The sequence below is a fragment of the Candidatus Bathyarchaeota archaeon genome, from assembly GCA_025059045.1.
Classification (GTDB): Archaea; Thermoproteota; Bathyarchaeia; order Bathyarchaeales; family DTEX01; genus JANXEA01.
This window is the reverse complement of the sequence record JANXEA010000013.1, coordinates 88,342-112,266: the sequence shown is the minus strand read 5'-3', so window position 1 is coordinate 112,266 and position 23,925 is coordinate 88,342. Positions and strand designations below refer to the sequence as shown.

29 protein-coding genes and 1 tRNA gene are annotated in these 23,925 nt (G+C 43.6%); 10 read left to right on the top strand and 20 right to left on the bottom strand.

The genetic code is table 11. The features are described 5' to 3' along the window. Positions 1 to 9: 9 nt before the first annotated feature. Positions 10 to 813 (bottom strand): NAD+ synthase, encoded by an 804-nt coding sequence (locus NZ952_05120; protein ID MCS7120567.1) that lies wholly within the window; start codon positions 811 to 813, stop codon positions 10 to 12. Positions 814 to 943: 130 nt separating this feature from the next. Here NZ952_05120 and NZ952_05115 point away from each other — a divergent pair, with 130 nt between their 5' ends. Further along, the gene (locus tag NZ952_05115; protein ID MCS7120566.1) at positions 944 to 1,432 is read left to right on the top strand and encodes a PqqD family protein; all 489 of its coding nucleotides are present in this window, start codon (positions 944 to 946) and stop codon (positions 1,430 to 1,432) included. 37 nt (positions 1,433 to 1,469) lie between these two features. Here the strand turns inward: NZ952_05115 and NZ952_05110 are convergent, their stop codons facing one another. After that, the gene (locus NZ952_05110; GenBank protein MCS7120565.1) at positions 1,470 to 2,444 is read right to left on the bottom strand and encodes a hypothetical protein; all 975 of its coding nucleotides are present in this window, start codon (positions 2,442 to 2,444) and stop codon (positions 1,470 to 1,472) included. A gap of 108 nt (positions 2,445 to 2,552) precedes the next feature. Here NZ952_05110 and NZ952_05105 point away from each other — a divergent pair, with 108 nt between their 5' ends. Continuing rightward, positions 2,553 to 3,782 carry a tRNA (guanine(10)-N(2))-dimethyltransferase gene (locus tag NZ952_05105; protein ID MCS7120564.1) on the top strand — a complete coding sequence of 410 codons (1,230 nt, stop codon included), beginning with the start codon at positions 2,553 to 2,555 and terminating at the stop codon, positions 3,780 to 3,782. Positions 3,783 to 3,787: 5 nt separating this feature from the next. Here NZ952_05105 and nadC read toward each other — a convergent pair whose 3' ends face one another. Both nadC and NZ952_05095 read right to left on the bottom strand, forming a co-directional pair. Continuing rightward, complete coding sequence (gene nadC / locus NZ952_05100; GenBank protein MCS7120563.1) at positions 3,788 to 4,639, bottom strand: carboxylating nicotinate-nucleotide diphosphorylase; 852 nt, start codon at positions 4,637 to 4,639, stop codon at positions 3,788 to 3,790. Positions 4,640 to 4,752: 113 nt separating this feature from the next. Continuing rightward, complete coding sequence (locus tag NZ952_05095) at positions 4,753 to 5,580, bottom strand: aspartate dehydrogenase (protein MCS7120562.1); 828 nt, start codon at positions 5,578 to 5,580, stop codon at positions 4,753 to 4,755. 211 nt (positions 5,581 to 5,791) lie between these two features. Between NZ952_05095 and NZ952_05090 the strand changes: the two genes are divergently transcribed. Next, positions 5,792 to 8,068 (top strand): glycoside hydrolase family 3 C-terminal domain-containing protein, encoded by a 2,277-nt coding sequence (locus NZ952_05090; protein ID MCS7120561.1) that lies wholly within the window; start codon positions 5,792 to 5,794, stop codon positions 8,066 to 8,068. A gap of 4 nt (positions 8,069 to 8,072) precedes the next feature. Here the strand turns inward: NZ952_05090 and NZ952_05085 are convergent, their stop codons facing one another. Then, positions 8,073 to 8,900 (bottom strand): class II glutamine amidotransferase, encoded by an 828-nt coding sequence (locus NZ952_05085; GenBank protein ID MCS7120560.1) that lies wholly within the window; start codon positions 8,898 to 8,900, stop codon positions 8,073 to 8,075. A gap of 133 nt (positions 8,901 to 9,033) precedes the next feature. Further along, positions 9,034 to 10,155: a radical SAM protein gene (locus tag NZ952_05080; protein MCS7120559.1), complete on the bottom strand. Its 1,122-nt coding sequence runs from the start codon at positions 10,153 to 10,155 to the stop codon at positions 9,034 to 9,036. A gap of 162 nt (positions 10,156 to 10,317) precedes the next feature. On the opposite strand from NZ952_05080, the gene NZ952_05075 reads away from it, so the two are divergent. After that, complete coding sequence (locus tag NZ952_05075; GenBank protein ID MCS7120558.1) at positions 10,318 to 10,500, top strand: MarR family transcriptional regulator; 183 nt, start codon at positions 10,318 to 10,320, stop codon at positions 10,498 to 10,500. A gap of 26 nt (positions 10,501 to 10,526) precedes the next feature. Here NZ952_05075 and NZ952_05070 read toward each other — a convergent pair whose 3' ends face one another. Together NZ952_05070 and NZ952_05065 are read right to left on the bottom strand one after the other, a co-directional pair. After that, the gene (locus NZ952_05070; protein MCS7120557.1) at positions 10,527 to 10,688 is read right to left on the bottom strand and encodes a 30S ribosomal protein S30e; all 162 of its coding nucleotides are present in this window, start codon (positions 10,686 to 10,688) and stop codon (positions 10,527 to 10,529) included. Between the two features lie 34 nt (positions 10,689 to 10,722). Continuing rightward, positions 10,723 to 11,307 (bottom strand): class I SAM-dependent methyltransferase, encoded by a 585-nt coding sequence (locus tag NZ952_05065; GenBank protein ID MCS7120556.1) that lies wholly within the window; start codon positions 11,305 to 11,307, stop codon positions 10,723 to 10,725. Between the two features lie 56 nt (positions 11,308 to 11,363). Here NZ952_05065 and nucS point away from each other — a divergent pair, with 56 nt between their 5' ends. Next, on the top strand, positions 11,364 to 12,140 hold the full coding sequence (nucS, locus tag NZ952_05060; protein MCS7120555.1) for an endonuclease NucS: 777 nt from the start codon (positions 11,364 to 11,366) through the stop codon (positions 12,138 to 12,140). Between the two features lie 35 nt (positions 12,141 to 12,175). Here nucS and NZ952_05055 read toward each other — a convergent pair whose 3' ends face one another. After that, positions 12,176 to 12,538: a hypothetical protein gene (locus tag NZ952_05055; protein ID MCS7120554.1), complete on the bottom strand. Its 363-nt coding sequence runs from the start codon at positions 12,536 to 12,538 to the stop codon at positions 12,176 to 12,178. A gap of 66 nt (positions 12,539 to 12,604) precedes the next feature. Beyond that, positions 12,605 to 12,832: a 30S ribosomal protein S17e gene (locus tag NZ952_05050; protein ID MCS7120553.1), complete on the bottom strand. Its 228-nt coding sequence runs from the start codon at positions 12,830 to 12,832 to the stop codon at positions 12,605 to 12,607. A gap of 177 nt (positions 12,833 to 13,009) precedes the next feature. Between NZ952_05050 and NZ952_05045 the strand changes: the two genes are divergently transcribed. The 3 genes from NZ952_05045 to NZ952_05035 all read left to right on the top strand — a co-directional run bounded on the left by NZ952_05045 (position 13,010) and on the right by NZ952_05035 (position 15,274). Beyond that, positions 13,010 to 13,225, top strand: coding sequence for an NFYB/HAP3 family transcription factor subunit (locus tag NZ952_05045; GenBank protein ID MCS7120552.1), 216 nt, complete (start codon positions 13,010 to 13,012; stop codon positions 13,223 to 13,225). A 200-nt stretch (positions 13,226 to 13,425) separates the two neighbouring features. Then, positions 13,426 to 13,521, top strand: a tRNA-Glu gene (locus tag NZ952_05040). A 160-nt stretch (positions 13,522 to 13,681) separates the two neighbouring features. Further along, on the top strand, positions 13,682 to 15,274 hold the full coding sequence (locus NZ952_05035; GenBank protein MCS7120551.1) for a B12-binding domain-containing radical SAM protein: 1,593 nt from the start codon (positions 13,682 to 13,684) through the stop codon (positions 15,272 to 15,274). A 49-nt stretch (positions 15,275 to 15,323) separates the two neighbouring features. Here NZ952_05035 and NZ952_05030 read toward each other — a convergent pair whose 3' ends face one another. After that, complete coding sequence (locus NZ952_05030) at positions 15,324 to 16,070, bottom strand: HesA/MoeB/ThiF family protein (GenBank protein ID MCS7120550.1); 747 nt, start codon at positions 16,068 to 16,070, stop codon at positions 15,324 to 15,326. Positions 16,071 to 16,153: 83 nt separating this feature from the next. After that, positions 16,154 to 16,834, bottom strand: a complete 681-nt coding sequence (locus NZ952_05025) for a class II aldolase/adducin family protein (protein MCS7120549.1) — start codon at positions 16,832 to 16,834, stop codon at positions 16,154 to 16,156. A 114-nt stretch (positions 16,835 to 16,948) separates the two neighbouring features. On the opposite strand from NZ952_05025, the gene NZ952_05020 reads away from it, so the two are divergent. Further along, positions 16,949 to 18,211, top strand: coding sequence for an L-rhamnose isomerase (locus NZ952_05020; protein MCS7120548.1), 1,263 nt, complete (start codon positions 16,949 to 16,951; stop codon positions 18,209 to 18,211). Positions 18,212 to 18,246: 35 nt separating this feature from the next. Next, a complete protein-coding gene (locus tag NZ952_05015) occupies positions 18,247 to 19,791 on the top strand; it encodes an FGGY family carbohydrate kinase (GenBank protein MCS7120547.1) in 1,545 nt (514 codons plus the stop codon). Here NZ952_05015 and NZ952_05010 read toward each other — a convergent pair. The 8 genes from NZ952_05010 to NZ952_04975 form a co-directional block, all read right to left on the bottom strand. Next, the gene (locus tag NZ952_05010; protein ID MCS7120546.1) at positions 19,780 to 20,220 is read right to left on the bottom strand and encodes a molybdenum cofactor biosynthesis protein MoaE; all 441 of its coding nucleotides are present in this window, start codon (positions 20,218 to 20,220) and stop codon (positions 19,780 to 19,782) included. The two genes, NZ952_05015 and NZ952_05010, sit on opposite strands and share 12 nt — an antisense overlap. Positions 20,221 to 20,249: 29 nt before the next feature. Then, positions 20,250 to 20,564: a MoaD/ThiS family protein gene (locus NZ952_05005; protein MCS7120545.1), complete on the bottom strand. Its 315-nt coding sequence runs from the start codon at positions 20,562 to 20,564 to the stop codon at positions 20,250 to 20,252. A 146-nt stretch (positions 20,565 to 20,710) separates the two neighbouring features. Next, positions 20,711 to 21,286, bottom strand: a complete 576-nt coding sequence (locus NZ952_05000; protein ID MCS7120544.1) for a DUF998 domain-containing protein — start codon at positions 21,284 to 21,286, stop codon at positions 20,711 to 20,713. 35 nt (positions 21,287 to 21,321) lie between these two features. Beyond that, positions 21,322 to 22,233 carry a signal recognition particle-docking protein FtsY gene (gene ftsY / locus NZ952_04995; GenBank protein ID MCS7120543.1) on the bottom strand — a complete coding sequence of 304 codons (912 nt, stop codon included), beginning with the start codon at positions 22,231 to 22,233 and terminating at the stop codon, positions 21,322 to 21,324. Positions 22,234 to 22,239: 6 nt separating this feature from the next. Continuing rightward, positions 22,240 to 22,719 (bottom strand): prefoldin subunit alpha, encoded by a 480-nt coding sequence (pfdA, locus tag NZ952_04990; protein MCS7120542.1) that lies wholly within the window; start codon positions 22,717 to 22,719, stop codon positions 22,240 to 22,242. Next, positions 22,700 to 22,906, bottom strand: coding sequence for a 50S ribosomal protein L18Ae (gene rpl18a, locus NZ952_04985; protein ID MCS7120541.1), 207 nt, complete (start codon positions 22,904 to 22,906; stop codon positions 22,700 to 22,702). The genes pfdA and rpl18a overlap by 20 nt, the downstream gene beginning before the upstream one ends. Further along, positions 22,857 to 23,579: a translation initiation factor IF-6 gene (locus NZ952_04980; protein MCS7120540.1), complete on the bottom strand. Its 723-nt coding sequence runs from the start codon at positions 23,577 to 23,579 to the stop codon at positions 22,857 to 22,859. Before NZ952_04980 ends, rpl18a begins: the two co-directional genes overlap by 50 nt. 4 nt (positions 23,580 to 23,583) lie before the next feature. After that, entirely contained in the window at positions 23,584 to 23,847 is a 264-nt protein-coding gene (locus tag NZ952_04975) for a 50S ribosomal protein L31e (protein ID MCS7120539.1), read from the bottom strand. Positions 23,848 to 23,925: the final 78 nt, after the last annotated feature.

Genomic DNA, 23,925 nt, shown 5'->3' with positions numbered 1-23,925 from the left:
CTATCCTCTCTATTCGATTAGACTTGCTGGTGATTTACGCTTGTGCTCAGTTCTCCTGTGCCGCTCTAGAATCTCTTCTACAATGGACAATGGTACATTTGTCATCTGGCTCACCCTTTCAGGAGTTAGCTTAAGATCGAAAAGTCCAATAAGTACCAGATCCAACTGATCATAATCCAGCGGAAGCTCATCAGACAGCTTGTGTCCAGGGTAGAGCTGGGGACTACTAGGCTTCATTGCAATCCTTTTAGGGATGCCAACATGACGCGCTAATTCCCTAACCTGCGTCTTATATAGATGTCTGATCGGAAAGAAATCGGCCGCACCGTCCCCATATTTTGTGAAATAACCAATCAGGGTCTCGCTTCTATCTCCAGTTCCCGCAACCAAGTAATTGTAGGCATTCGCATAAAAGTAGAGGATTAGCATTCTTATCCTCGCCCGTAAGTTCGCAATTGGAATCTTCAAACTTTCGGATCTCACATCTGTCTTGATAGCGCTTACAAAGGCCTTTAAGATCTCATCTATGTCAATTCTCTCGGTGTTTATTCCAAGCATGCTAGCAACCTCTTCAGCATCTTTCATGTCTTCTATTGGAGTGAAGGCAGTGGGCATCATGATTCCTAAAACATTTTCTGGACCCAATGCGTGTGCACATAGGGCAGCGGTCAAGGCACTATCTACTCCGCCACTCAAACCTAAAACTACTCCAGATGAACCTGAATTTTCGATTACCTTTCTGATGAAATCAGATATCTTATTGATCTCCAGATCAGCATCAAACTTTAACCTGTCTTGCCACAGCTGATCCAAATTAGCAACACCTCGTCCCAGAACAGGCCATCTATTGATAGTTCACATTCCTAAAAAAGCCTTTATGAATTTAATGTGCAATGCTTCAATAATCTTTTTTAAGGTGCTAATATCCTATTTAGAAAGATAGATGGTGCTAGGCAGATTATTAGGTAGGAAGAAACCTAAGCCAGCCGAGATACCTAGAAGCGAATTTCTAAAGATGAAACCAGTGCGAAATCCTGTGCTTAAGTTTGAGAAAAATAAGGAGGGGAATACGGTCATCATAATTCCACTTCAGCGTCCCGAAGAAGGAAAATCAGGCGGGAAAAAGAGACGGTCAATCCTAGATTCACTCGCTCCTCCACCGAAAGAAAGACGAATTGAACTTGATAGTGTTGGGTCTATTGTATGGGATCTATGCGATGGGGAACACACCATTGAAGATATTGCAAGATACTTGAACGAAAAGTATAAGATGCTTTTAAGTGAAGCGGAAGTATCGCTTAACACTTATTTTAATCAATTGTCTCAAAAGGGGCTTGTTGGATTCATTGTACCAGAGGAAACTCGAGCCCGTTTAGAGGAGCTTTCCAAGAAAGAAACTGAGAAGAAGGGCAAGAGAAAATTTCCGTTTTGAGACAGTTAGATCTATAATGCTAATTCACTAGTCTTGCTCACGCCTGATGACACTGGAAAGTCAGCATTAACTCTTCCATCATCTTATTAAAATCTTCTTCATCTATTTCTCTCTTAAATATGAAGGGCCGCTTAACGCTTGACGCTGCCGTCACAGAATATATTCTATTCGATCCAGAACAATACCAAGTAAGGTTTTCCAAAATCGAACTTTTTCTTGAGCTAATACCCGAAGACTTTATCGCTTTTTTCACTAGAACATTGTGTCTCTTTATTTTTTTTGATTCCACTGTCTTAAATTCAACCTTTCCCTCGCCAAGTTTCTTGCGTAAGTCTTTCAAGTAATTCTGTGCGAACCATTTCTCAAGGTCTCTATAAGAATCTTTGAAGACTAAGTTCGCCATCGAAAAATACTCTATGAGCAATTTCCTCGTCTTTTCAGTGAAAGCTGAAAGTTTCTGATCCGTGAACATAAAGTGTGCTCTTCCAACAGAAACCTTTGTATCTGTCAAAAGGAAGGATCGGGGAAGGCTGAATCTAACCTCCATAACGGACCATATGTTCGATTTCTCTCCATGGCAATCGAATGAATCAACAACTCTCCTGATAATCTGCTTACTATCTTCATCAAAGGCCTTGAAGGCGAATCGTAATATAACAATTCTGGATGAGTCGTCGCAGTACCAAAGGTAGAAGCGATCATCAACGCTGGATCTCACAACAGCGTATAACGCTTTATGTCTTCCTATGAAAGTATCCTCTCTGGCCATCACTTTTACCTCTAAATCCTTCTTTTTAGATTTCTTCTTCATCTGTTCAACAAGACCGTCTATGACATCCGATAGAGGCCGAATTTTCTTTGGGTCGAACTCCTCCCATCTGGCTTCAATAAAATAATTTTCCGCTTCCAAAACAAACGTTCCATTCTTAGAGTTTCCGCCTTGGCGGGAAAAACGCATCTCATCAGGCACTTCAAGAAAGATGTTGTTCCAGCCGAATTCCTTAAACTTCAAATGCTCCACACACACCCACTGACTATCAAGGTTTGATATATCTACAAAAAGATAATTCAAACATCCGCATTAATCATTTTTACGGATCTGATCTTAGAAGTGACCAGATTGAAACTCGATGAAGAAACCCTAATCGCGGCCAATAGACTTTTCGGTTTCCCAGTTGACATCTTAGAGGAGGGAGCCGCTAAAATCCTTATTCCAAAATCCGCGAGATCAAACATTCGCTCTCCTTCCAAATCTCCAGTATTCTACAACCCTGCGATGGTGCTTAACCGTGATATTGCTGTCGCCGTTGTCCAAGTATTCCAGAAGTTGTTGAACAGAAATATCACGGCAGCGGAGCCTCTTGCTGGCTGTGGAGTGAGGGGGATACGTTTGGCTAAGGAAGTGAGAGGTATTGCAAAGGTTTTCTTAAACGACATTAACCCAGAGGCTATTAAGGTTGCGACGTTCAATGTCAAATTGAACTCCCAAACTGACCTTATATCACTCTCAAATGAAGATGCAAATTTATTCTTAGCCCGCTTTTCAGGACCGCACAGAAGATTCGATTATGTCGACATAGATCCATTTGGGTCACCTGCCCCATATATTGACTCTGTGATTAGAGCTCTTCGGGACGGCGGCATAATTGCTATAACGGCAACTGACCTTGCTACTTTATGCGGTGTCTATCCGAAGACCGCCTTTAGAAGATACGGCGGCTATCCTTTAAGAACTGAATACTCTCGCGAATTAGCTGTTAGGCTAGTCTGCAGCTGCCTTGCTTCGATAGCTGCAAAATATGATGTGGGAGTAAAAATCCTGTTGAGCTATGGAATCGGCCACTATATTCGCATCTATGCCACATCTAGGTATGGAGCTAGGTATGCAGATAAAAGTCTTAATGAAATAGGTTTCATCGCTCACTGCTTTAATTGTCTTCACCGAGAGGTCATAAAGAATCATTTTAAGGCCCTAAGGCTCCAGTGTCCGGAGTGCGGTTCAATCATGAGAGTTGCGGGTCCCCTTTGGATTGGGAGGATATGCGAAGAGGAATTCTGCGGTAAAGTTAGGGATGAAGTAGAAAATCGTGATCTCAAAGGAAAAAACATTATTCTAAAACTATTATCGAAACTTGAAGAGGAGGCTGATGCGCCTACAACATATTACGAGATAGATAAGATATGCGATAAGATGAACCTTAGCGTCCCAAAAACAAATGATGTTATTGAAGAATTACGGAAGGACAACCTTAAAGCGGCTATAACACACTTCAGTAGCAAGGGAGTGAAGACAGATGCTTCTGTCAACATGATGCGAGATGCAATTAAAAGAGCTCTTACGCGATTCTGACCAATTCATTTCTTTCCAGGCATAACCTCGACAATTTCGAGACTTAAGTCGACTGACTTGACAGAGTGGGTGATGTATCCAAGCGAGATGATGTCGGGGCCAAGTCTTGCATATTCGAGCAGATTATTCTCATTAATGCCGCCCGATATCTCGATCAGAACCTTATCCCTAAGACCCAAGTTCACCAAAGTTTGTGTGGTCTTTCTCGCATCTTCAATGGTCATGTTATCAATCATTATTATGTCAGCTCCAAGCTTCGCAGCTTCCACAGCTTGTTCACTAGTTTTTACCTCGACCTCAATTTTCTTGGAGAACATTGCATTCTTACGTAGCCTCATCATAGCCTCGCTTATCGACCCGGCTACCGCTATATGGTTGTCTTTAATCAGGAAAGCATCATCAAGCCTGAAGCGATGTGGGTCCCCCCCACCTATCATGACAGCTCTCTTGTCGAAATATCGAAGACCAGGCGCAGTCTTCCTCGTAGCAGCTATCCGAACATTTAAGCCATCCTCCTGAAGCATCTTAACAAGCCTCCTAGTTATTGTTGCGATTCCACTCATGCGTGACATTATGTTTAGTAGCGTCCTTTCTATCGACAAAACCGTGCGACCGTTTCCTTTCACTTCTGCAATTACCTTACCCGAACTGACTTCTTCACCGTCCTCCACATGAAAGACAAAGTCCAAGCCAGCAATCTGAAGAAGAACCTTAGCTTCCATAATCCCAGCGATGACGGCGTCCTCTTTGACCACTATTTCTGCCCTCACATGGGTTTCTTCAGGAACCACCGCATTTGTTGTGATGTCTCCTAAGCCAATATCCTCCTCCAAAAATTCTTGTAACTTACGCGCCAAACATATTTCACTAATCCTCAAAACCTGACCTCCGCTTGCAAAGACACACTAAAATCATAAATAGATAATCATATTAACCTTGTGAGAAGATGCTATGCGTGCGGGATGCCGAATTAGGTCCCGACGACTATATTCTCACTTATTCTCTTTAATGCCGCTATTGCGGAAAGCGCGGCAACATAACTTGTTCTCGGATTCGATGGGAATGGTTTATTGACTGTCTTTGTCCAAAATTCGCCAAAGTCACCTTTCACGTAAACTTCATGTGTAATTTCTTTAATGTTTGGATCTGTTATTATCTTCACTCTAGTTCTGTCAGGTCCTATTCCAGCCAAGCTTAAGGTGGCCGAAACGTTCACGTTCTGAGGGAAAAGCTTCACAGCTTCTCTTGCAGAGCCATCAAATAATACAATCGGCTCCTTGATTTTTGAAGGGTCAATTTTGCTTTTCGCTATGAATGCGGAGCCTTCGAAACTAATGGGAGGTTTTCTAGTTATAAGTGTAACTTCATGCACTCTTCCAATTGTTGCAGATTTTACATTATCCACTCCGACGATTGCTCCCGATGGGATAAACAATCTCTTTCCTTTTCTTCTAAGAAGATCTGTTAGATTCGCTAAGAATTCGTCGTCAAGAAGAGCACCTGTGCTAAGAACCATTAAATCTTTTCCTTTTTCTACGGCTTTGAATGCATATTGTTTCACAGCTTCCTGCGAGGCCGCCTCAATTATTAAATGGATGTTTATGTTCTCGAAGAGTTCGTCTGCACTTCTTGCAATTACTGGCTTCCTTGAAAGACTCTGCACCAACTTTTCAGCATGCTTTTGAATAAGGTCGTAAACAGCAACCAGCTCAATATTCCCCGCTTTCCCTTCATCTATCGCCCTTGATATAACTGTTCCTATAGAACCGCATCCGATTAGACCTGCGCCAATCTTCATCAGGCTCAGCTTCTCTCAATTTTAGAGTTTTGCGCGATCATTATGGGTTCAGCTCAAGATAAGATTTTCTAAAAGACTGATGGAGAAAGCCGAAAATCTTTCTGCGACTATAATAGGGGGAGGGAAAATGTTACGCAAACGTTAATAACTTCATGTAAGGCAATATTTTCAACTTGTGATCATTTTTCCATTCAAGGTGCGGAATGAAATGATGAGAGAAACTGTAGAGATCGAATCCAAGATTAAAATCCTACTAAAAGAGATGACTCTTGAAGAGAAAATAGCTCAATTAGGTTCCTGTGAGGCTTCAGGAAAATCTGCCAAGAGACTCTTAGATTCAAACAGATTTTCTGAGGAGAGAGCGAGGGAATTACTAGGCAAGGGAATAGGAGAAATAACACGTCTAGCAGGAGGAATGGGCGAGGGAGTAAGCCCAAGGGACATCGCGAAAACCGCAAATATGATTCAACGTTTTTTGGTTGAAAAAACTAGACTCGGAATACCAGCAATTATACATGAGGAATGCCTAAGCGGGCTTATGGCCTACGGGGCGACAACATTTCCTCAGGCAATAGGTCTCGCGAGCACATGGGATCCCGATCTTGTTACAGAGGTAACTACGTCAATTAGGCGGCAGATGAGGGCGGTAGGCGCACATCAAGGACTTGCACCCGTGCTAGATGTTACTAGGGATCCGCGATGGGGGAGGAACGAGGAGACATTTGGAGAGGATCCATATCTGGTAGCATCGATTGGGGTTGCATATATTAAAGGACTTCAAGGAGAGGATTTGAGAGATGGGATAATAGCGACACCTAAGCACTTCGCGGCACATGGCTTCTCCGAGGGGGGTAGAAACCAGGCTCCTGTGCACGTTCCGCCAAGGGAACTGAGGGAAGTTTTTCTTTTTCCCTTCGAGGCAGCAGTAAAGGAGGCGGGAGCACTCTCTCTAATGAATGCATACCATGACATAGACGGCGTTCCATGCGCCTCTTCAAAAATGCTTCTCACAGAGATTCTCAGGCATGAGTGGGGATTCAAGGGGTTTGTTGTCTCGGACTATTGGGCTATCCGCATGCTGAAGACTTTTCACCATGTTGCTAAAGATGAGGAGGACGCCGCGATCCAAGCTTTGGAGGCCGGCATAGATGTTGAACTTCCACACAGCGAATACTACGATGAACCTCTTCTTAACGCCGTTAAGAATGGAAAGATATCTGAAGCCGTTATTGACGAGGCTGTCTCAAGAGTTCTGAGAGCAAAATTTCTTTTAGGACTTTTCGACAACCCATATGTGGATGAAGCAGCAGCCTCCGAGGCTTTCGAGACACAAGAAGATCGTGATCTCGCTCTTAGAGCTGCAAGAAAATCTATCGTACTTCTAAAGAATGACGGCATACTGCCACTCGCCAAGAACTTAACTAAGATAGCTGTTATAGGACCTAATGCGGACAGCACAAGAAATCTGGTTGGCGACTACAGCTACACTGGGCATTTCTCATGTAAGAGTGATTCTGTCCGCATTGTAAGCATTCTAGAGGGAATAAAGAGGAAGGTCTCAAAGGAAACTGAGGTATGCTACGCGAAAGGATGCGATATTTCCGATCTATCTAGGGATGGTTTTAAAGAGGCCGTAGAAGCGGCTAGAGACGCTGAGGTCGTAGTTGCTGTTCTCGGAGAAAAGTCCGGACTATCGCCAACCGATGTTACTGGTGAAGGAAGGGATCAAGCAGATCTCAATCTTCCAGGAGTGCAAGAAGATCTAGTCAAAGCTATTTATGAAGTAAACAAGAGGATAGTAGTCGTTCTTGTAAATGGCAGACCATTAGCGGTAAAATGGATTGCTGAGAAATGCGCCGCCCTGCTTGAAGCTTGGTTCCCTGGGGAGGAAGGTGGAAACGCTGTGGCCGATGTCCTCTTCGGCGACTATAATCCAGGCGGTAAACTTCCAGTATCTTTTCCTCAGCACGTTGGTCAGATTCCTGTAAACTATAATAGAAGATCCACATCGTTTGGTAGCTACGTCTTTCTATCATCAAAGCCTCTGTTTCCATTTGGTCACGGATTGAGCTACACAAAGTTCGAGTACAGCTCTCTTACGGTTGAGCCTGAAAAGGTCGGACCAGCTGGAAAGATAACGATAAGCTGCATGGTGAAGAATGTTGGCGATAAAAGAGGAGACGAAGTAGTTCAGCTATACATACGTGACGAGGTGGCCTCTGTCACTCGACCCTTAAAGGAACTTAAAGGCTTTAGGAGGATAACACTTGAGCCTGGAGAAATAAAGACTGTTACTTTTAGACTTTCTGTGGATCAACTTGCTTTCTATGATAGGGATATGAGGTTGATAGTTGAGCCGGGAGTTTTCAAGGTAATGATAGGCAGCTCATCTGATGATATCAGGCTGGAGGGACTATTCGAAGTGGTTGGCGAAGCTAAGGTCACACCTTCTACGCGCACATTTTTCAGTGAAGTCTACATAAAGTAACGCTTTATGTTATACTCTGAATGGCCACCTTCACCTCTCCACCTTCAACCGTTGCCGTTAAAAGCTCACCGCTCCTTAAGTTATCCCATTTCTCCCTATTTGTTTTCTCCGACGCTATCACCACAAGTTCGCCGAGATTAAGATAAGACATTTGTAGAGACGGCTGATCCCCGAAGCAGATAGACCTGTTTTTCACATCGATTTCATGGTACCTACAATATGCATAGAGATTCTGGCCGTCGCTGAAGACGGTGTTTAAACCTATGAAAGGCCTTTCTTTATTCGGATACTTATGCCTGTTCCTATTCCAGATATCCGAAAGATCATTTTCGAATTTTGTCAACGCCTCCGCAAAACTTGCTCCATTCTTCATCTCCTTAATAATATACCAAAAATAGATTTCACTGTCGTTGACCCCTCTTACTCTACATTTCCATTCGCCTAAATTTTCAGCAACTTCATCAGGAATTGTGATAGTTCCGTTGTGGGCGAACAAATAATTCTCGAATCTAAATGGCTGAGAATTTTCTTTCGAGATCAACATATGCCTAGGCAATTCACGTGGATTACTTGCCCTTCTAACATGCGCTATTATTATGCGGGAAATCGCGTTTGCCGCAGTTTTAAAGAATTTTTCTGTTTCTTCATAGACTGGTTTCTCGCTTACATGCAAACATATGCCGGACTCGGTATAATAGCCTATACCCCAACCATCAGACTGCAGTCGTTCTTTGTCGCACATGCTCTGAACGTATAGACTGCAGGGATCCTCAACCAGATATTTGGCCGCGCTGGTTGGCGTGATAGAGAACATGCCTAGCAGCCTGCACATAGATGCTCACTTATTTTTAGAAATCACCTGATCCTTCTGATAAGTCTTATTAGCCGAACTCAAGCGCCAATCTATAATGCTATAAGATCTATAGGATGAATAGACTATACCTTGAGATAATAATGACGGATCACTATTGGATTAGATGGAGATTTCCCAATCTGACGTTATTCAGGTGCTTCCTGGCAGCTTGATAGCATTTTTCTGCTTGGATCCTGTCAATTAGTGGGAGGTCTCTCATGGCGTATTGTGGGTAAAAAGCAAGCAAGGTGTAAGGAATTTTTGGATCAATGCTGGCTATAAAGGATGCTATTCGCTCCACCTCCTCGGCATCAATATAGCCTGGAATGAGGAGCGTACTGGCTGTCAAGACTGGCACATCCGGCCTTTCCTTGAAGTATTCTTCTCCAATCACCCTGAAGTTTTCCAAGGTTCTTTTGTTAGAGACACCACAAAGTGCGCGATGAAGATTCTCGTCCCATGCTTTCAGATCAAATTTCATAACACCGCCGGACATTAATGACAGGTCAGCCGCCTTAATTAAGAAATTGCGCTGCATATTACCGTTTGTTTCCCAGCACACCCTTAAGATGCGTTTTTCCCCTTTAGCCCTTGCTAAGGCCAGCTCACTTGTCATTAAAGCATGGGGCATTTGTGTTGAAGGATCCCCGCCGAAGAAGCAGATGCATGAAACATGCGCGTCAACTTTTTCCGCAAGTTCTGAAGCTGAAACTGCTGGACTCAATTTTTGAGAAAGATATCGAAAATGCCAGTTCTGGCAGAAAAGGCAGTCAAAGCTGCAAGATCCATAGAAAACGGCAAGGTTGCTATAGCCCTTTTCAGCGCCTCGCATCTTGGCGTATTTTGGGTATCCTAAGCCTGTGCAACCTGGGCAGAACCACCATGCTACACAATTGGTTGGAAGAGGGTCATAATACCATTCCAGTATCCCCTTTTCCGGCGTGCCGCCATTGCGGATCAAGCGCCCCCCAATATTTGAGACTAGACCGCAGAAACCTTTCCCCCCATCACCGATTACACATTGGTTTCCACACATACCACATTCCAATCCTTTATCTGCTGATGGGGGGAGTGGAGGAAGACCAAAGGCATCTCTGGTTCTGACATGGGCTTCGTCAGTGTATCTAATGGCCTTTTCAGGGTTATTCCTTATGCATGCTAAGCAGACCTTAAGAGAGTTTGAAATTGTTGGCCGTTCATCACCGCAGATGGCGCAAATGCCCAAACTAGCCACTATATTTTAACATAATTAAAAGCTCCTATTGTTATTTTCTCCCTTGCGATTAAGCCACCCATTTCTTAAACAGGGGGGACATTCCATAGTTTTCGACCCTTCAATATTTAATAAAACATATATCTCATAACTTTGTTGAATAGAGAGAGGCAGGTGAAGGTTATGGGAAAGACAGATGAGGAAATTTTGAATCTACTTAGCTCCTCTCAGCCCCTCACATTATATGAGATCGCTGAAAAACTTGGAAAGAAGCCACAGATTGTCTTCAGAGCCCTCAGGAAGCTATTCGAGGAAGAAAAAATATCCTGCGATCCTAAAACTCGCCGATACCGTCTAGAACAATAATGGCCATAAGCTAAAAGAAGGAAAAATTAAAGCCAGTTCTGCCCCGGTCTTCTCTGGAGTAAGACTCTCTTCTCAAAATTTCTCCTCACTCTAATTCTAGGCGGCTTCCTACTCTTCGGCATCGGCTCGATTTTCGGTGTTTGGGAACGTACTTTCCCCGCCTTTGAAAGGCTTCCATGGGTCGGCATTCTTTATTCACCTAAACAGACTGTGAATAGTCCACTATTTATTTTTATCCCTAAGTTTTGAAGCGTAGATTATGAGGTCCTTGCATTCCCCCCCAACATCTATGATTGAGAGCCGCGCATTTCTGTCCCTTATTGCTTTTTTCAGCCCTTTAACGGAGCCGCCTTTCTTAAGCCAAGTGATTATTATCTCGGAGCTATTTTTTGCAACCCTAAAAATTTCCTCAACGACTACATCTACTTCTGGAACATCTTGCATGAGTGTAATAGCAAAGATTTTATCAAAAATCTCCTTCCTTATGGGGAGATAGGATGCATCAGCGAGAATCAAATGGGTTTCTGTACCGGATGAGCCGCCTGAGCGGCTTGCTGCAATCCTTAGCAAACACCGGGATATGTCGACGCCAACGATCACCTTAACCTTTCCATCAAGCCAAGGGAAGAGGAGACCGCTTCCGCATCCAGCATCCAAAACGACATCAGAGGCTGCTAATCCCACATATTTTAGAGTCGAGTAGATTTTTTTATCCTGTTCATGCTTGTACAACGAATCATAGAGATCAGCTATTCGATCGTAATGTTTCATCGCACCACGTTTTCTGCGGAACTCCAGTTTGGACATGCTCCAGAAAATAAGATTTATCTCTGGAGATCATAAAAGATTTTGGCGAGTGAGTCTTGAGCAATAGAAAACCTACAGTAACATTTCAAAATCCGGCTATCGATGAAGCGTTAAATATAATAAAATCAGCAATTTCAAAAAGAAAAGTTCTCATAATCATAGGCAATTGTTGGGTGAATTATGAGGGACGAGCAAAGTCAAAACTTGAGCCGGGAGAGAGGATCCTGATTATAAAAGAGGATTCTTCTGTTCTCGTTCACAGAGCATGCGGATATGAACCAATTAACTGGCAGCCAGCAGACTGCATTCTTCATACAGACAGAAAGAGGGATACGCTTGTAATCCGGGCAATTAGAAAAACGCCTAGGGAAGTTATGTCAATATTCTTAGATCAAATCTTCCAAATCTCGGTATTAGATCTTGTCGATAGAGGAGGGTTCTTTCTCTACGCCAGTGAAGAGGATATGCAAAAGGCTATATTAGCTAGACCATCTCTAATTGAGGATGGGTTGAAACCGATTACATTTGAAAAGAAAGTTGATCCGGGCTTTGTGGATGTTTATTGCGAAGACAATAAGGGCAGAATGGTTGTTATCGAAATAAAGAGAAGAGCCGCTGGTAGAGACGCGGTATTGCAACTAGCAAAGTATGTTGAATCAGTAAGAGGAATAGTGAACCGTGATGTAAGGGGAATTTTAGTGGCCCCAACTATTGCTAAGGGTGCACAGAATCTCCTGGAGACTTTTTCTTTGGAATTTCGACGGTTAGATCCAAGGACCTGCTCAACGGTATTAGGCGACAAGAATACCAAAAGGTTACTGGACTTTTACTGATTCCATATTTTTCTTTTTGCGCGGAAACTCAGGAATCAATCTTCTGAAGTTATCAAATCTACGATGTCGGATGCAATATTGACGATTTCTTCAGCATCCTTCAAGGCTTCACGATGTCTCGATGGATGGAGACTCTCCATCCTCTGTACTGCTCGCTCAATTCCAACTAAGCATCTTAGGACCGGATTCTCTACTGGTTTTCCATCTAAGAGGGCTTGGTTGACGATGCTTTGGATTGATATTGGATCGCCTAGGACGAAGTATATGGCGGCCTGTGCCTTCCTAGCGGCATCAATGATTAGGTCAAGGGAGGCTAAATTCTTTGTAGACGCTCTAATTTCATCCTTGGCTTCGCGAAGATATCTAAGTGCCCAGCCCTTTCTATAATCATCCACCATTAACATATGCCAGCTTTCCATAAAACTCCTTTTGGGGGAAAAATTATAGGAGACGTACTATATAAGTTATGACTTCTCAACACTCTCCTTTCCTGTAGCATCCGCCGTTCCATATTCAGCTGCTAGGCGTGTTACATAGCCAACAATCATATTCCTAAATTTCTTTGACGGTATGTTAGCGACGGACTCTATAATCTTCTTATTCTCTTCAAAGTCGCTACTAAATCTGCCCGGGTATTTCTCGTATAGCATCTTTGCAATCCTCTTAACTCTCTCCGGACGAACGCTTCCCAACTTGCCTCATCTTCTCTCACAGTCTATTACACATGAGCCTAGGCCGAACATTTTATTCTCTTCACAATATTTATGGCGGTATATAAATCATACATCTGCGCAGATGAAGAATCAGCAAAAACGAAAAACATTAAATAAACCTAATAAGAGAATTACTGCCACAAAAGAGGGATAAATATGGGCGAGTTAGCAATAGCTGCCATGCATAGGATATGTAAAAAGGCTGGAGCCGAGAGAGTAAGTGAATCAGCGGCAAGAGAGATGGGTCGAGTCCTCGAGGAAATAGGTATAAAAATTGGCAAAGAAGCCATAGACTGGTCAATGCACGCAGGTCGAAAGACAGTTAAAGCAGAAGACATCCGAAGAGCTGCGGAAAAGATCCTAGGCAGATAGCCTGACCCATCGGCACTTCTCCCTATGCGCACAATATTATCATAACTAAACTTATTGCATGTCCTATTTTTTCCAAAAATCCTTGAGAAAGACTCCTTTTTTAAACCAAAAAATTATTAGCTATTCTTTTAGAAAGCGAAAAGCTAATACATAGAGACGGATTGAATGAATGACGGAAATAAAAAACCAATAATTTACAGGCTCCGGTAGTATAGTCCGGTTAAGTATGGCGGCCTCTCGTTGCTAAAAGCAAGAGAAAGCCGCAGACCCGGGTTCAAATCCCGGCCGGAGCACCAAATCTCCTAAAAGTCTCCATTGAGAGACATCTTAAAATATTAGACATGTAAGCTGCATAGTGCTGCAGCCGAACTATGAAAGTCTATGCTATCATAAAAGCTTATATCTCTTGAAGTCATATGAAGAATTCCTCAGACCATTTTAGGAGGCGCTGGTCTGATGGGAGATTTTGGTTACCCTATTGTGCTTACTGCCGACAGGACATTGATGAGCGAGTATGGTGGAGCCATTTTCCTAGGCTTCAGCGCCTGCGTGCCTAAGGGTCTAGTGCCCGATAAGGTTTATTTTTCAGTCTTCTGTCCTCCCATAGACGTTAATGATGACGGTTCCGTCACTGTGGCGCCTTGCGGAACAAGAAAGGTTGAGGCTACTCTGCTCGAGCACGGTTTCGCAAGGGAGGACGTTATTGTTGCGCACCCGGATCACCTGGAGAAGGTGATCGGTTCGCGGACGAAGGTTCTGGGATTAACTGAGAATGACCCGCTTGGAATCGGTCCTGCGACAACCACATTTACAGCAATATTCGGAGGTCAAGCATACAACAGAATAAAATTTATGGAGATATTGAAAAACCCAGTAGTCAAGAAGTTTAGACCCAAGATTATTGTAGGAGGACCTGGTGCTTGGCAGCTCGAGGATGAAGAGACACGTAGAGAATTGGGCGTAGACTGTGTGGTCATTGGCGAGGGTGAAAAAGTTGTACCCTCACTGTTTAAGGAGGCCGTTGAGGGGGGAGAGTTACCAAGAATTGTCTACGGAGATACGCCGTCTATCGAGGAGATTCCGGTGATAAAAGGCGGAACGATATGCGGTCTAGTTGAAATCTCTAGGGGTTGCGGAAGAAACTGTGCCTTCTGCATGCCGACGATGATGCGACACCGTTGTCTCCCAATCCCCCATATTCTACGGGAAGTCGAAGTGAATCTGAGGGCTGGAAGACAACCTCTCCTACATGCAGAAGATGTGTTACGGTATGGAGCGAGGGGCATCGATGTCAATAGAGAAGCCGTTCTTGAACTTTTCAGGTCAGTGAAGAATCATCCGGGTGTCAAAGGAGTTGGGATTAGCCATTTCGCGTTGGCATCCGTTGCTGCCGCGCCAGATCTGGTTGAAGAAATCTCTTGTATCTTGAATGTTAATGAAAAACGCTGGTTAAGCGGTCAGACTGGAATCGAGACCGGAAGCCCGAATCTAATTAAGCGGCACATGATGGGGAAATGCAGACCATTCAAGCCTGAGGAGTGGCCTTCAATCGTCGTCAAGGCTTTTGAAATTTTATCAGACAACAATTGGGTTCCATGTGCAACATTAATGTTCGGCCTTCCTGGAGAGACAGAAAAAGATGCGGAAATCACCCTAGAATTGATTAAGAATTTGCGGCCCTTCAAAAGCCTGATTGTACCCCTATTCCTAGTTACTGCTGGAAGGCTTAGAAAAGAGACCGAATCCTTCTCGCTTGAAAGAATGACGCCTACGCATGCCGAACTATTTTTAGAATGTTGGAAACATAATTTAGATTGGGCGCCTGAACTCATAAGGGATTGGGCAAGAGTTAGCTTAAAGAACCCGCTACAGCGAGCCGGGCTGAACTTCATCTTCTCATATGGGATGAGAAGAGTAAAGAAGCTTATCGAAACATGTGAGACAGAATACAATTATGATTTAGCAGCTATGGTAAGAGACTTCAGAGAGAAGAAATCACCTATAAGGCTATTGTCAGCAATGACGAGAATTCCCATCCTTCAAAAATAGGCAGCCAAAAAGTTGATCTATCTGTAAAGAAGATTAAGGTATTCAGATGTTATTCATTAACCATTTTTCCGCATACCGGACAATTAGGGTTGATCTTTACGTCAATGACCTCGAAGGACGACTCTTCCCCATCAATGAAAAGTAGCTTACCTATCAGAGGCTTGCCTATTCCCAGCAGAAGCTTGATCACCTCCATTGCTTGGAGAGATGCCAGTAGTGCGGGCGTTGCGCTTAAAACGGGAACCACATCTTTCTCGGCAGGCTCTTGCGGAAAAATGCATCGGAGACAAGGCCCCTTACCAGGTAAAATAGTAGAGATTTGACCGCAGAAGCCTGAAACCCCTGCATGAACAAACGGAACCCGCCTCTCTAAGCAATAGTCATTTATTATAAATCTGGTCTTCCATTTATCCAACCCATCAACAATAACTTCCGCATCTTTCAATAGAAAGGATACATTCTCTTCATCAACACTCTCGACATACGCTTCTACTTGGACGTCGGGATTTAGGAGCCTAAGCTTGACGCTTGCAACCTCGACCTTATACTTTCCCACATCAGGACTCGAATAGAGGATCTGACGGTTCAGGTCACTTAAACTTACTTTATCATGGTCTATCAGTATTAGCTTTCCGACACCTGTAACAACCAGTTGTATTGATGATGTGCAGCCTAATCCTCCAACACCTACAACCGCTACCGTTGCAGCCCTAAGCTTTCTTTGCCCCTCTACACCCCAGCCATCGATTAGAATCTGCCTCTGGTAACGTTCGAAACTTTGTTCAATACGATCCATTTAGATACGGGTCTCCAAACATTTAAAACTGAAGCCCATCATCCATAGCATAGCAGGATTGGCTTAACGGCAGTTGTGAATATTTATCTCTGTCTACCTACAACATCCAAACGGTATTTCTCTGTTTTTAGTCCCCTTATTTTCAGAACCTCCTCTTCTGATAGGACTTTGGGTCCCCCAAGCAAGGTTGAAACCAATACTATTTTCGCATGATCTTCAAGTATTTCGGTTCTTTGATAAGCCTGCTCGAGACTTGAACCAACGGTTATTGTTCCATGATTTAGAAGTAGGAGAGCATCGTAACTTTTCGAGTATTCAGCAACCTTCTTCGCTAATTCATCAGTCGTAGGCGTAATGTATTCAACTATTCCAATGTCCCCAACCATAGCGATTGAATCCGGGAAAACCGGAACGTTAAGTGAAATTCCAGCACAAGCAAAGCCTGTACAAACTGGGGGATGCGCATGCACTATCGCATTAACGTCGCTTCTAACCTTATAAATTTCAGTATGCATCGGAGTCTCCGATGTTGGCTTAAGTTTTCCCTCAATTAACCTTCCTTCTAAATCAACCTTAATGATGTCAGAGGCCTTCAAGAAGCCTTTGCATAATCCGCTAGGCGTGACGAAGACTTCACTTGAACCCGGAAGCCTCGCACTAACGTTTCCACCAGCACCGGAGACGAGCCCCCTATTATAAAGCCTCTTAGAGACCTCCACAATCTTTTTTATAAGCCTCAGTTCTTCTGATTCCCCTCCACTCATTCAGCCGTCACTATCCCATCGATTCTACATATTGGGATAAAAAATCCGGCAATTAAGATTTATCTTAACCGATATTAATAAGAAATATCACATTTTTCCCGGATGGTGAAGTTGATGATGAAGAGTTTCAAAAACATCGAGAAAGAGATATCTACTAAGTATAGCAGCTTGGAAAAGGAGCTGACAAAGAGGAACATTGACATAGATGAGGTGAAGAGAAAAGTTTCTGACTTCACAGTTGAGGTTCCTTCATGGGTCTTTGGACCCTTTGGTGGTGGAAGATTCAGCGGGTACATTCCGCCTGGCGCTGCAAGAAACATATATGAGAAATTCGACGATGCAGCCTTCATTCATAAGTTAACAGGTGCCACACCCAGAGTTAGTATTCACGTAGGCTGGGACGATCCGACTCAATCTCCATTTGATGAGATAAGTCCTGAATCTTTTAAGGAGCTGAAGAGATATGCCAACAAGATTGGCCTCGAGATAGGAACGGTGAGCCCAACATACTTTCTTGAAGGTACACATTTTGGCAGCCTATCAAATAATGACGAAAGGGTCAGGATTAGACTAATTAACCACAGTCTTACAGCCGCGGAGATAGCTGCAAGATACGCGAATAACGTTCTAACATTATGGTTTCCAGACGGCTCTCTTTATCCCGGACAAGTAAACATGCGCACTGCACAAAAAAACCTTAGAGAATCATTAAAAAAAGTTTACGAAATGATGCCTACTTCCGTGAAGATGTTGATCGAGTATAAGCTTTTCGAGCCCGGCACGTATCATACGGTGATCTCAGATTTTGGCGTTGCCTGTGATCTAGCGGAGGATCTTGGCGAGAGAGCAGGGGTAATCATTGACTTAGGCCATCATCCTCACGGAGTCAATGTAGAACATATTGTGGCAAGATTAATTGACAAGGAGATGTTGGGAGGAATGCATTTCAACACTAGATATGCTGCTGACGACGATCATGCTGTTGAACCAAACATTCAGCTATTCAGAATTTTTCATGAATTAGTTAGCGGCGGTGTTATCGGTAACAGAGATAAGGGTAAAGACTGGACATACGTGATTGATCAATGCTCAGCGCTTGAGAACAGGATGCATGCCGTTCTTCACTCTGTTGACTCCCTTATGATATCATACTGCAAAGCATTAACGGTTGATCGTGAAACTCTTGAGAAATACCAAAAAAAGAATGAGATAATACTTTCCACTAGGGTTCTCCTAGACGCTTTTCTCACTGATGTGAGACCGATCATTGGAATGGCTAGACTCGAGAAAGGTTTACCCTTAGATCCTATCGAAGCCTATATAGAATCCGGCTATCAGGAGAAGATCGAGTCTGAAAGGGCGCCTGCAAAAAATTAGTGATGAAACATCACACTATAAGTTTGGTGTCCATCATGTACATACTCGGTTTAGACGTCGGTACGACTGGATGTAAGTCAGTCATCTTTGATGTTGACGGGCAAATAATTTCGTCGGCATACGGAGAATACAAACTCTATCATCGCAGACCAGACTGGTCTGAGCTAAATCCAGAAGAGGTATGGACAACCATAATCTCTGTAATAAGATCCAGCATCATTAATGGAAAGATAGATCCTAAGCATATTGCAGCAGTAGGAACCAGCGTTCTTGGCGACGCATTCATACCAGTTGACAGGAATGGCAACCCATTATATTGGAGTATGACCACTTTCGACGCTCGGGCGGTAAGACAGACTCGCTGGCTGGAGGAAAACTTCGGCAAAGACGAGGTTTACGCCATCACCGGTCAACCCCTAACTTCCTTAATGCCAATTTACCCTCTTCCCAAAATACAATGGCTCAGAGAGAACGAGGAGGAAATATACCGAAAGACGTGGATGTTTCTCTGCTGGGAAGACTATCTTAACTTAAAATTCTGCGGGAAAACCGTGACAGATTACTCAGTGGCATCCCGGACAATGATGTTCGACATTAAAAAGAAGAAGTGGTCGTCCGAAATACTTGAGGCTGCGGGACTTGAAGAGAGCAGTCTTCCAGAAATTCGTCCATCAGGTTATGTAGTAGGCGAAATTGATGAGGGAGTCGCCAAGAAGACTGGACTCTCCAAGGAAACCGTAATCGTCACTGGAGGACATGATCAACCATGCGGTGCACTAGGGGCCGGAATTACTGCGACGGGCCCTGCAATGGATGCTACTGGAACCGTAGAATGTATAGGCGTTGTCCTCAAGTCCATGAGATTAACAAGGAGGATGCGGCAGCAGGGATTCGCGGTTCATCACTATGTCATTGAAGACAAGTTCTTCATGTTCGGCTTCAATCCCACAAGCGGAGTCATTTTAAGATGGTTTAGAGACAATTTCGCAGATAAGGAGAAGGAAGAGGCGAAAAGGCTTGGTGTGGATCCATATGATATACTGACTTCTATGGCTTCAAACGCTCCGATAGGCTCCATAGATCTATTTTTGTTCCCATATTTTGAGGGTAGCGGAACACCGACATTCAACAGAAATGCTCGTGGGGCATTTATCGGATTAACATTGGCTCACAGCAAAAAGGAGGTCATCAGAGCTATACTTGAGGGGCTATGTTACGAGCTACGTAGCAATGTGGAGGCCATTGAATCTCATGGAACCCCCATAACGGAACTGCGCACCATCGGCGGGGGTGCGAAATCACCATTCTGGCTCCAGATGAAGGCAGACGTCACTAAGAGAAATGTGATCGTTCCAAATGTGACTGAGGCAGCTGCCTTAGGAGCAGCAATATTGGCGAGTGTTGGAGTCAAGGCGTACAGAAGCGTGGAGGAAGCTGCATCGAAAATATGCAAAGAAAAGCAGAGCTTCTCGCCGAAAGATGATGCAGAGAAACTCTATGAGACAAAGTACAGCACGTATAAAAGCCTTTACAGAACTATTGAGAAGATCTTTAATCAACTAAGCAGGTTAAACGCATGAATCTCTCTCTTCGGTAATATTCTCTACCCAGCAAGGCCCTGTTTCTCTTACCTCTTTTTTCCATATTGGTACTTCACGTTTAACTCTTTCAACCATTTCAGTTAATGCCTTAAAGCCTTCCTCCCGATGTTTAGATGCCACTATCGCATACATAATGTCTCCCCCAACCCCTACTACACCAACTCTATGCTCTAGGACTGCGTCGATTATGCCATACTTTTCTCTTAGATCCCCAATTATCCTTTGCAGCGCTTCAGCCGCCAACTCCTCATGTGCCTCATACTCAAGGTGTCTGACTTTTTCTCCGTTTGCTGATCCCCTAACAATTCCTATAAACACCATTATTGCACCTATTTCTTCAGACGTTCTCCTTAAGCTGCCTATTAGATCTATCAATTCGTCAAGTTTATCGCTCACCTTAACTCTCATAAGAGACACCAAAACCTTCTTTTCATTTTTTATCCCCCGCCGAAGGGTGGGAGAATAGCAACTTCGTCTCCATTATTAAGTTTATGTTCGAGTCTGCATGATCGACCATTCACTAGGATTAGGTATTCTTGAAGAATCGGCATCCCATTTTTGTCCTTCAATATTTCACCTTTAAAAGTTCTGAAGATCGTTCCCTTCCAGACCTCAGCGACTTCCTTGTGTGCTTCGGGAATTACATTTACAATTAAATCTGCAATTGAAATACCTTCAGGAACTTCATATTCTTCTCTCTTAATATTAAATAACTCTCTGATCTTTCCAAAATATCTCACAGCGACCTTCATACATGATCCTCTATGGGAGTATGCAGTTTCCCATCGGAAATCTTGTCCTCTCAACATAAATCTTTTTTTTAATTGTTGAAAACTCAAATCTTAACCGATGTCACTACTTGCATTAACATGAAAAACTGAATTTATTTTGAACCGTCTTACGCTACAGTCACGTTAGCTTTATTCTCTGCATCCGTTTCGGTTCCAATCCTCCAAACAGACAAGAAAATGCAAGAGGTGACTGCAATCGCTGAGATAATTTCTGGAACTGCCACACCAGCTTTATAAATGCCCAACCAATAGAGCACCCATGAACTTAAACCAATAACGAAGGCGATAAGAGCGAAGAATGATCTCTTTTCAACAGCGTATACAAGACAGGATATGGCTGCGGAAATGAAGAAGCATACTGACACGATGAAGTGTATAAATCCGTATATCTCGTCGAAAACGGAGACCAGTTGAAGCATAAATGCCGAGAAGGCTAGACAGTAGCTCGTGTATTTTGCGTGTCTCCTGAACACGGTACATGCGTAAATTATATTAATAAATCCGGATAAGGCAAGACCGAAATTAAAGAAGGGCGCGGACGAGCTTCTTCCAGCATGTCCCAAGTCACTAAGAGCATTCTTATACCAGCTAAACCAGGGAGATGAAGAAATCGAGACCCATATAAAAATATAGGCTACTAATGGTCCAAGTATACCTAGAATCAGAGGAGGCTTTATTTTCATAGCAATCTCATTCCTTCCGCTTAAATAGAGATTAATCACCGCGAATAAATTATTTGTTTAGCTATCATCTCCGGATCAAAAGGTTTTAGGTCCTCATATTTCTGTCCGGTGCCTACGAATAGAATCGGCTTCCTTGTGACGTAGGCTATTGAAATCGCCGCTCCCCCCTTAGCATCTGCATCCAATTTCGCCATAATTGATCCGTCAATCCTAACGAATCGATTAAACTCCTCTGCTTGCATAACAGCGTCATTGCCGGCGAGGGCGTCTCCAACAAAAATGACCATGTCCGGATTGATTACACGCACGATCTTCTGCATCTCCATAAGTAGGTTCTTATTTGTCTGCATTCGACCTGCCGTGTCTATTAGCACAACGTTTATCCCCCTTGACTTCGCATATTGAACCGCGTCAAAAGCCACGGCGGCAGCATCTGAGCCGTATTTATGCTTAATCACTGGGAGACCTAGACGCTTAGCATGCGTCTCAATCTGCTCGATAGCCCCAGCTCTAAATGTGTCACTACATGCTAACACCACGGAATAACCATTCTTAGTTAAGTGGTAAGCCATTTTTGCTATCGTTGTAGTTTTTCCCGTTCCATTAATCCCTATAAAGACCATTGTGAACGGTTCACGCATTGCCCTCTTACCATTAATCAATTCGAAGAGGTCTACAGTCTCTGTGGGTTGCAATGTTTCCATTAGGATGGAAAACAGCGTTTCTCTGACCAGTTCTCTCCTGTCTTCGAACCTATTTATTCTCCGGCCAACCAGCCTTCTTTCAATTTCTTCGCATATATGGTCCGCCACGATAACCGCAACATCATTCTCAATGAGGGTTAACTTGAAATCCTGGAGTGCTGCCTGCAAATCTTCGCTTTTCAGCTCGCTTTTGGCGACCCTATCTATAAAGTTTGATACGCCTTGCCGAATCTTCTCAAACATTCCTAATTATCTCTCACGGGTTCTCAAGGCTCTAGACAGTTCTTGGATTCTATTCTGGTCTTCTTGGATGCGGTGAAAGACTTGTGTCAGTTGTTGTTCTAAGGCCTGTCTTGTCCTTTCTATCTGGGATAGACGATTCGCTATCCCATCTTTGGCTTCGCTAATCGACTTCTCAATTGCCACTCCTGCGCCTATACCATATACCACCCTATCTGTTTCGCTGAGACTTGCCTTTATGTATGAGCCGCCTCCTATGGGTACGAAGATCGAGGCATTAACGTTTTCTTTTTCGATTCCTTCCAGAGTTTTACTTGCAAGGGTTAATTCATTGAAGGCGGCGTTTAGGAAGTTTATTCTCGATTGTAGGGCTTCAGCTGTTCCTTCAAGCAACCTTAGCTCTACGATTAGCCTTCTGGCCTCTTCCTCGGGTGTCTCCGCAGATTGACTTGCCGAATTCGTTTCACCATCAACTGTCGGCTTGGTCATCTTTGGCCTCCTCTATCCTTTCGATTTTTATATGATAGCGTTTGACCCTATGCTTGCTTCCAAGAGTTTTGAAAATCTCCTCTATCGCGTCTTCAGGTTTTAAGGCCCTTATCCTCTTTTTGAATGTCGTTTTGAGGTTAGGTTTCCTTATTCTGCCGGAGATCAAGTAGGTTTTCACTTCGGTCATATTGCTCATCCATCCTCAAAGCCCGACCGATCATGAATATCTCGGGCCCTGTTGTCAGGGAACCTGCAACCGCAACTTTACTGTTTCCTATAAGTCCAGTCGCTATATAAGGTATTCCGCAGTTCACCGTTCCTTTACCCACAGAAACCTTCAAGATGCTTTCCAAGAGCTTCTCTTCTTCAGGCTTGACTAATGGATGGGTTAAGACACCTTTGTTTGTTGCCGTTGTCAATGCTCCAACATATGGTAACCCAGCAACCTCTCCAGAAACGACTTCAACGCCTAGAGAGTCAGAGATTATCCTTTTCTCTCTATTTGTGAGTCTTGGGTCTACAATCGCTCCATAATCATTAGCTAGAACCATGTTTCCAAATGCTGTTCTTTTGGTGTCTGCAACTGTAATGTTCACGTCCTTTAGTGTCTTCAGTCTCTCCAACTCTTCATCCCAAATGTAATGTGGTAGAACGATTCCATGAGAGTTCGCACAGGCAAGTGATCCAACTACGATTGAGCCTCCAATATTGGTTCTTACGACATCTATGTCAAACCAGTTTTGGAGCTTTTTCACCTTGCTTTCTGGCAAATGGTTGGGAACTATAATGAAACGTTCAGTAACTTTTATGAAGACACCGATGCTGGGGCTGCCGAACACGTCCAGCAGGAAGATCGGCAACAGGCTAGCTCCTCTCTGCAAGATAGACTGTTACAACACCCTCAGAGTCTTTCTCCACTCTCACCCTGATTTTTCGGGGGGGCTTCTGAATGCCTCTACTCCATATCTTCTCGTTAACCTCATTAGTTATCTTTATGGAGTTAATTCCGGTTTTCATGTGCTTCATAATAAACTCTCTAAGTGTTCTCGTAGCTTTTTCACTACGCACATTGCGAGGGGCTAACCAAGCTCTTCTTAGTGGAACTGTGTAAACTCGCTCCTCAACGATGTCTCTCTTCTCCTTTGCAGATGTTGTTACCTCTTCCTCTTCCCTGGTTTCCTCTTTTATCGAAGCTTGAGCCTCACT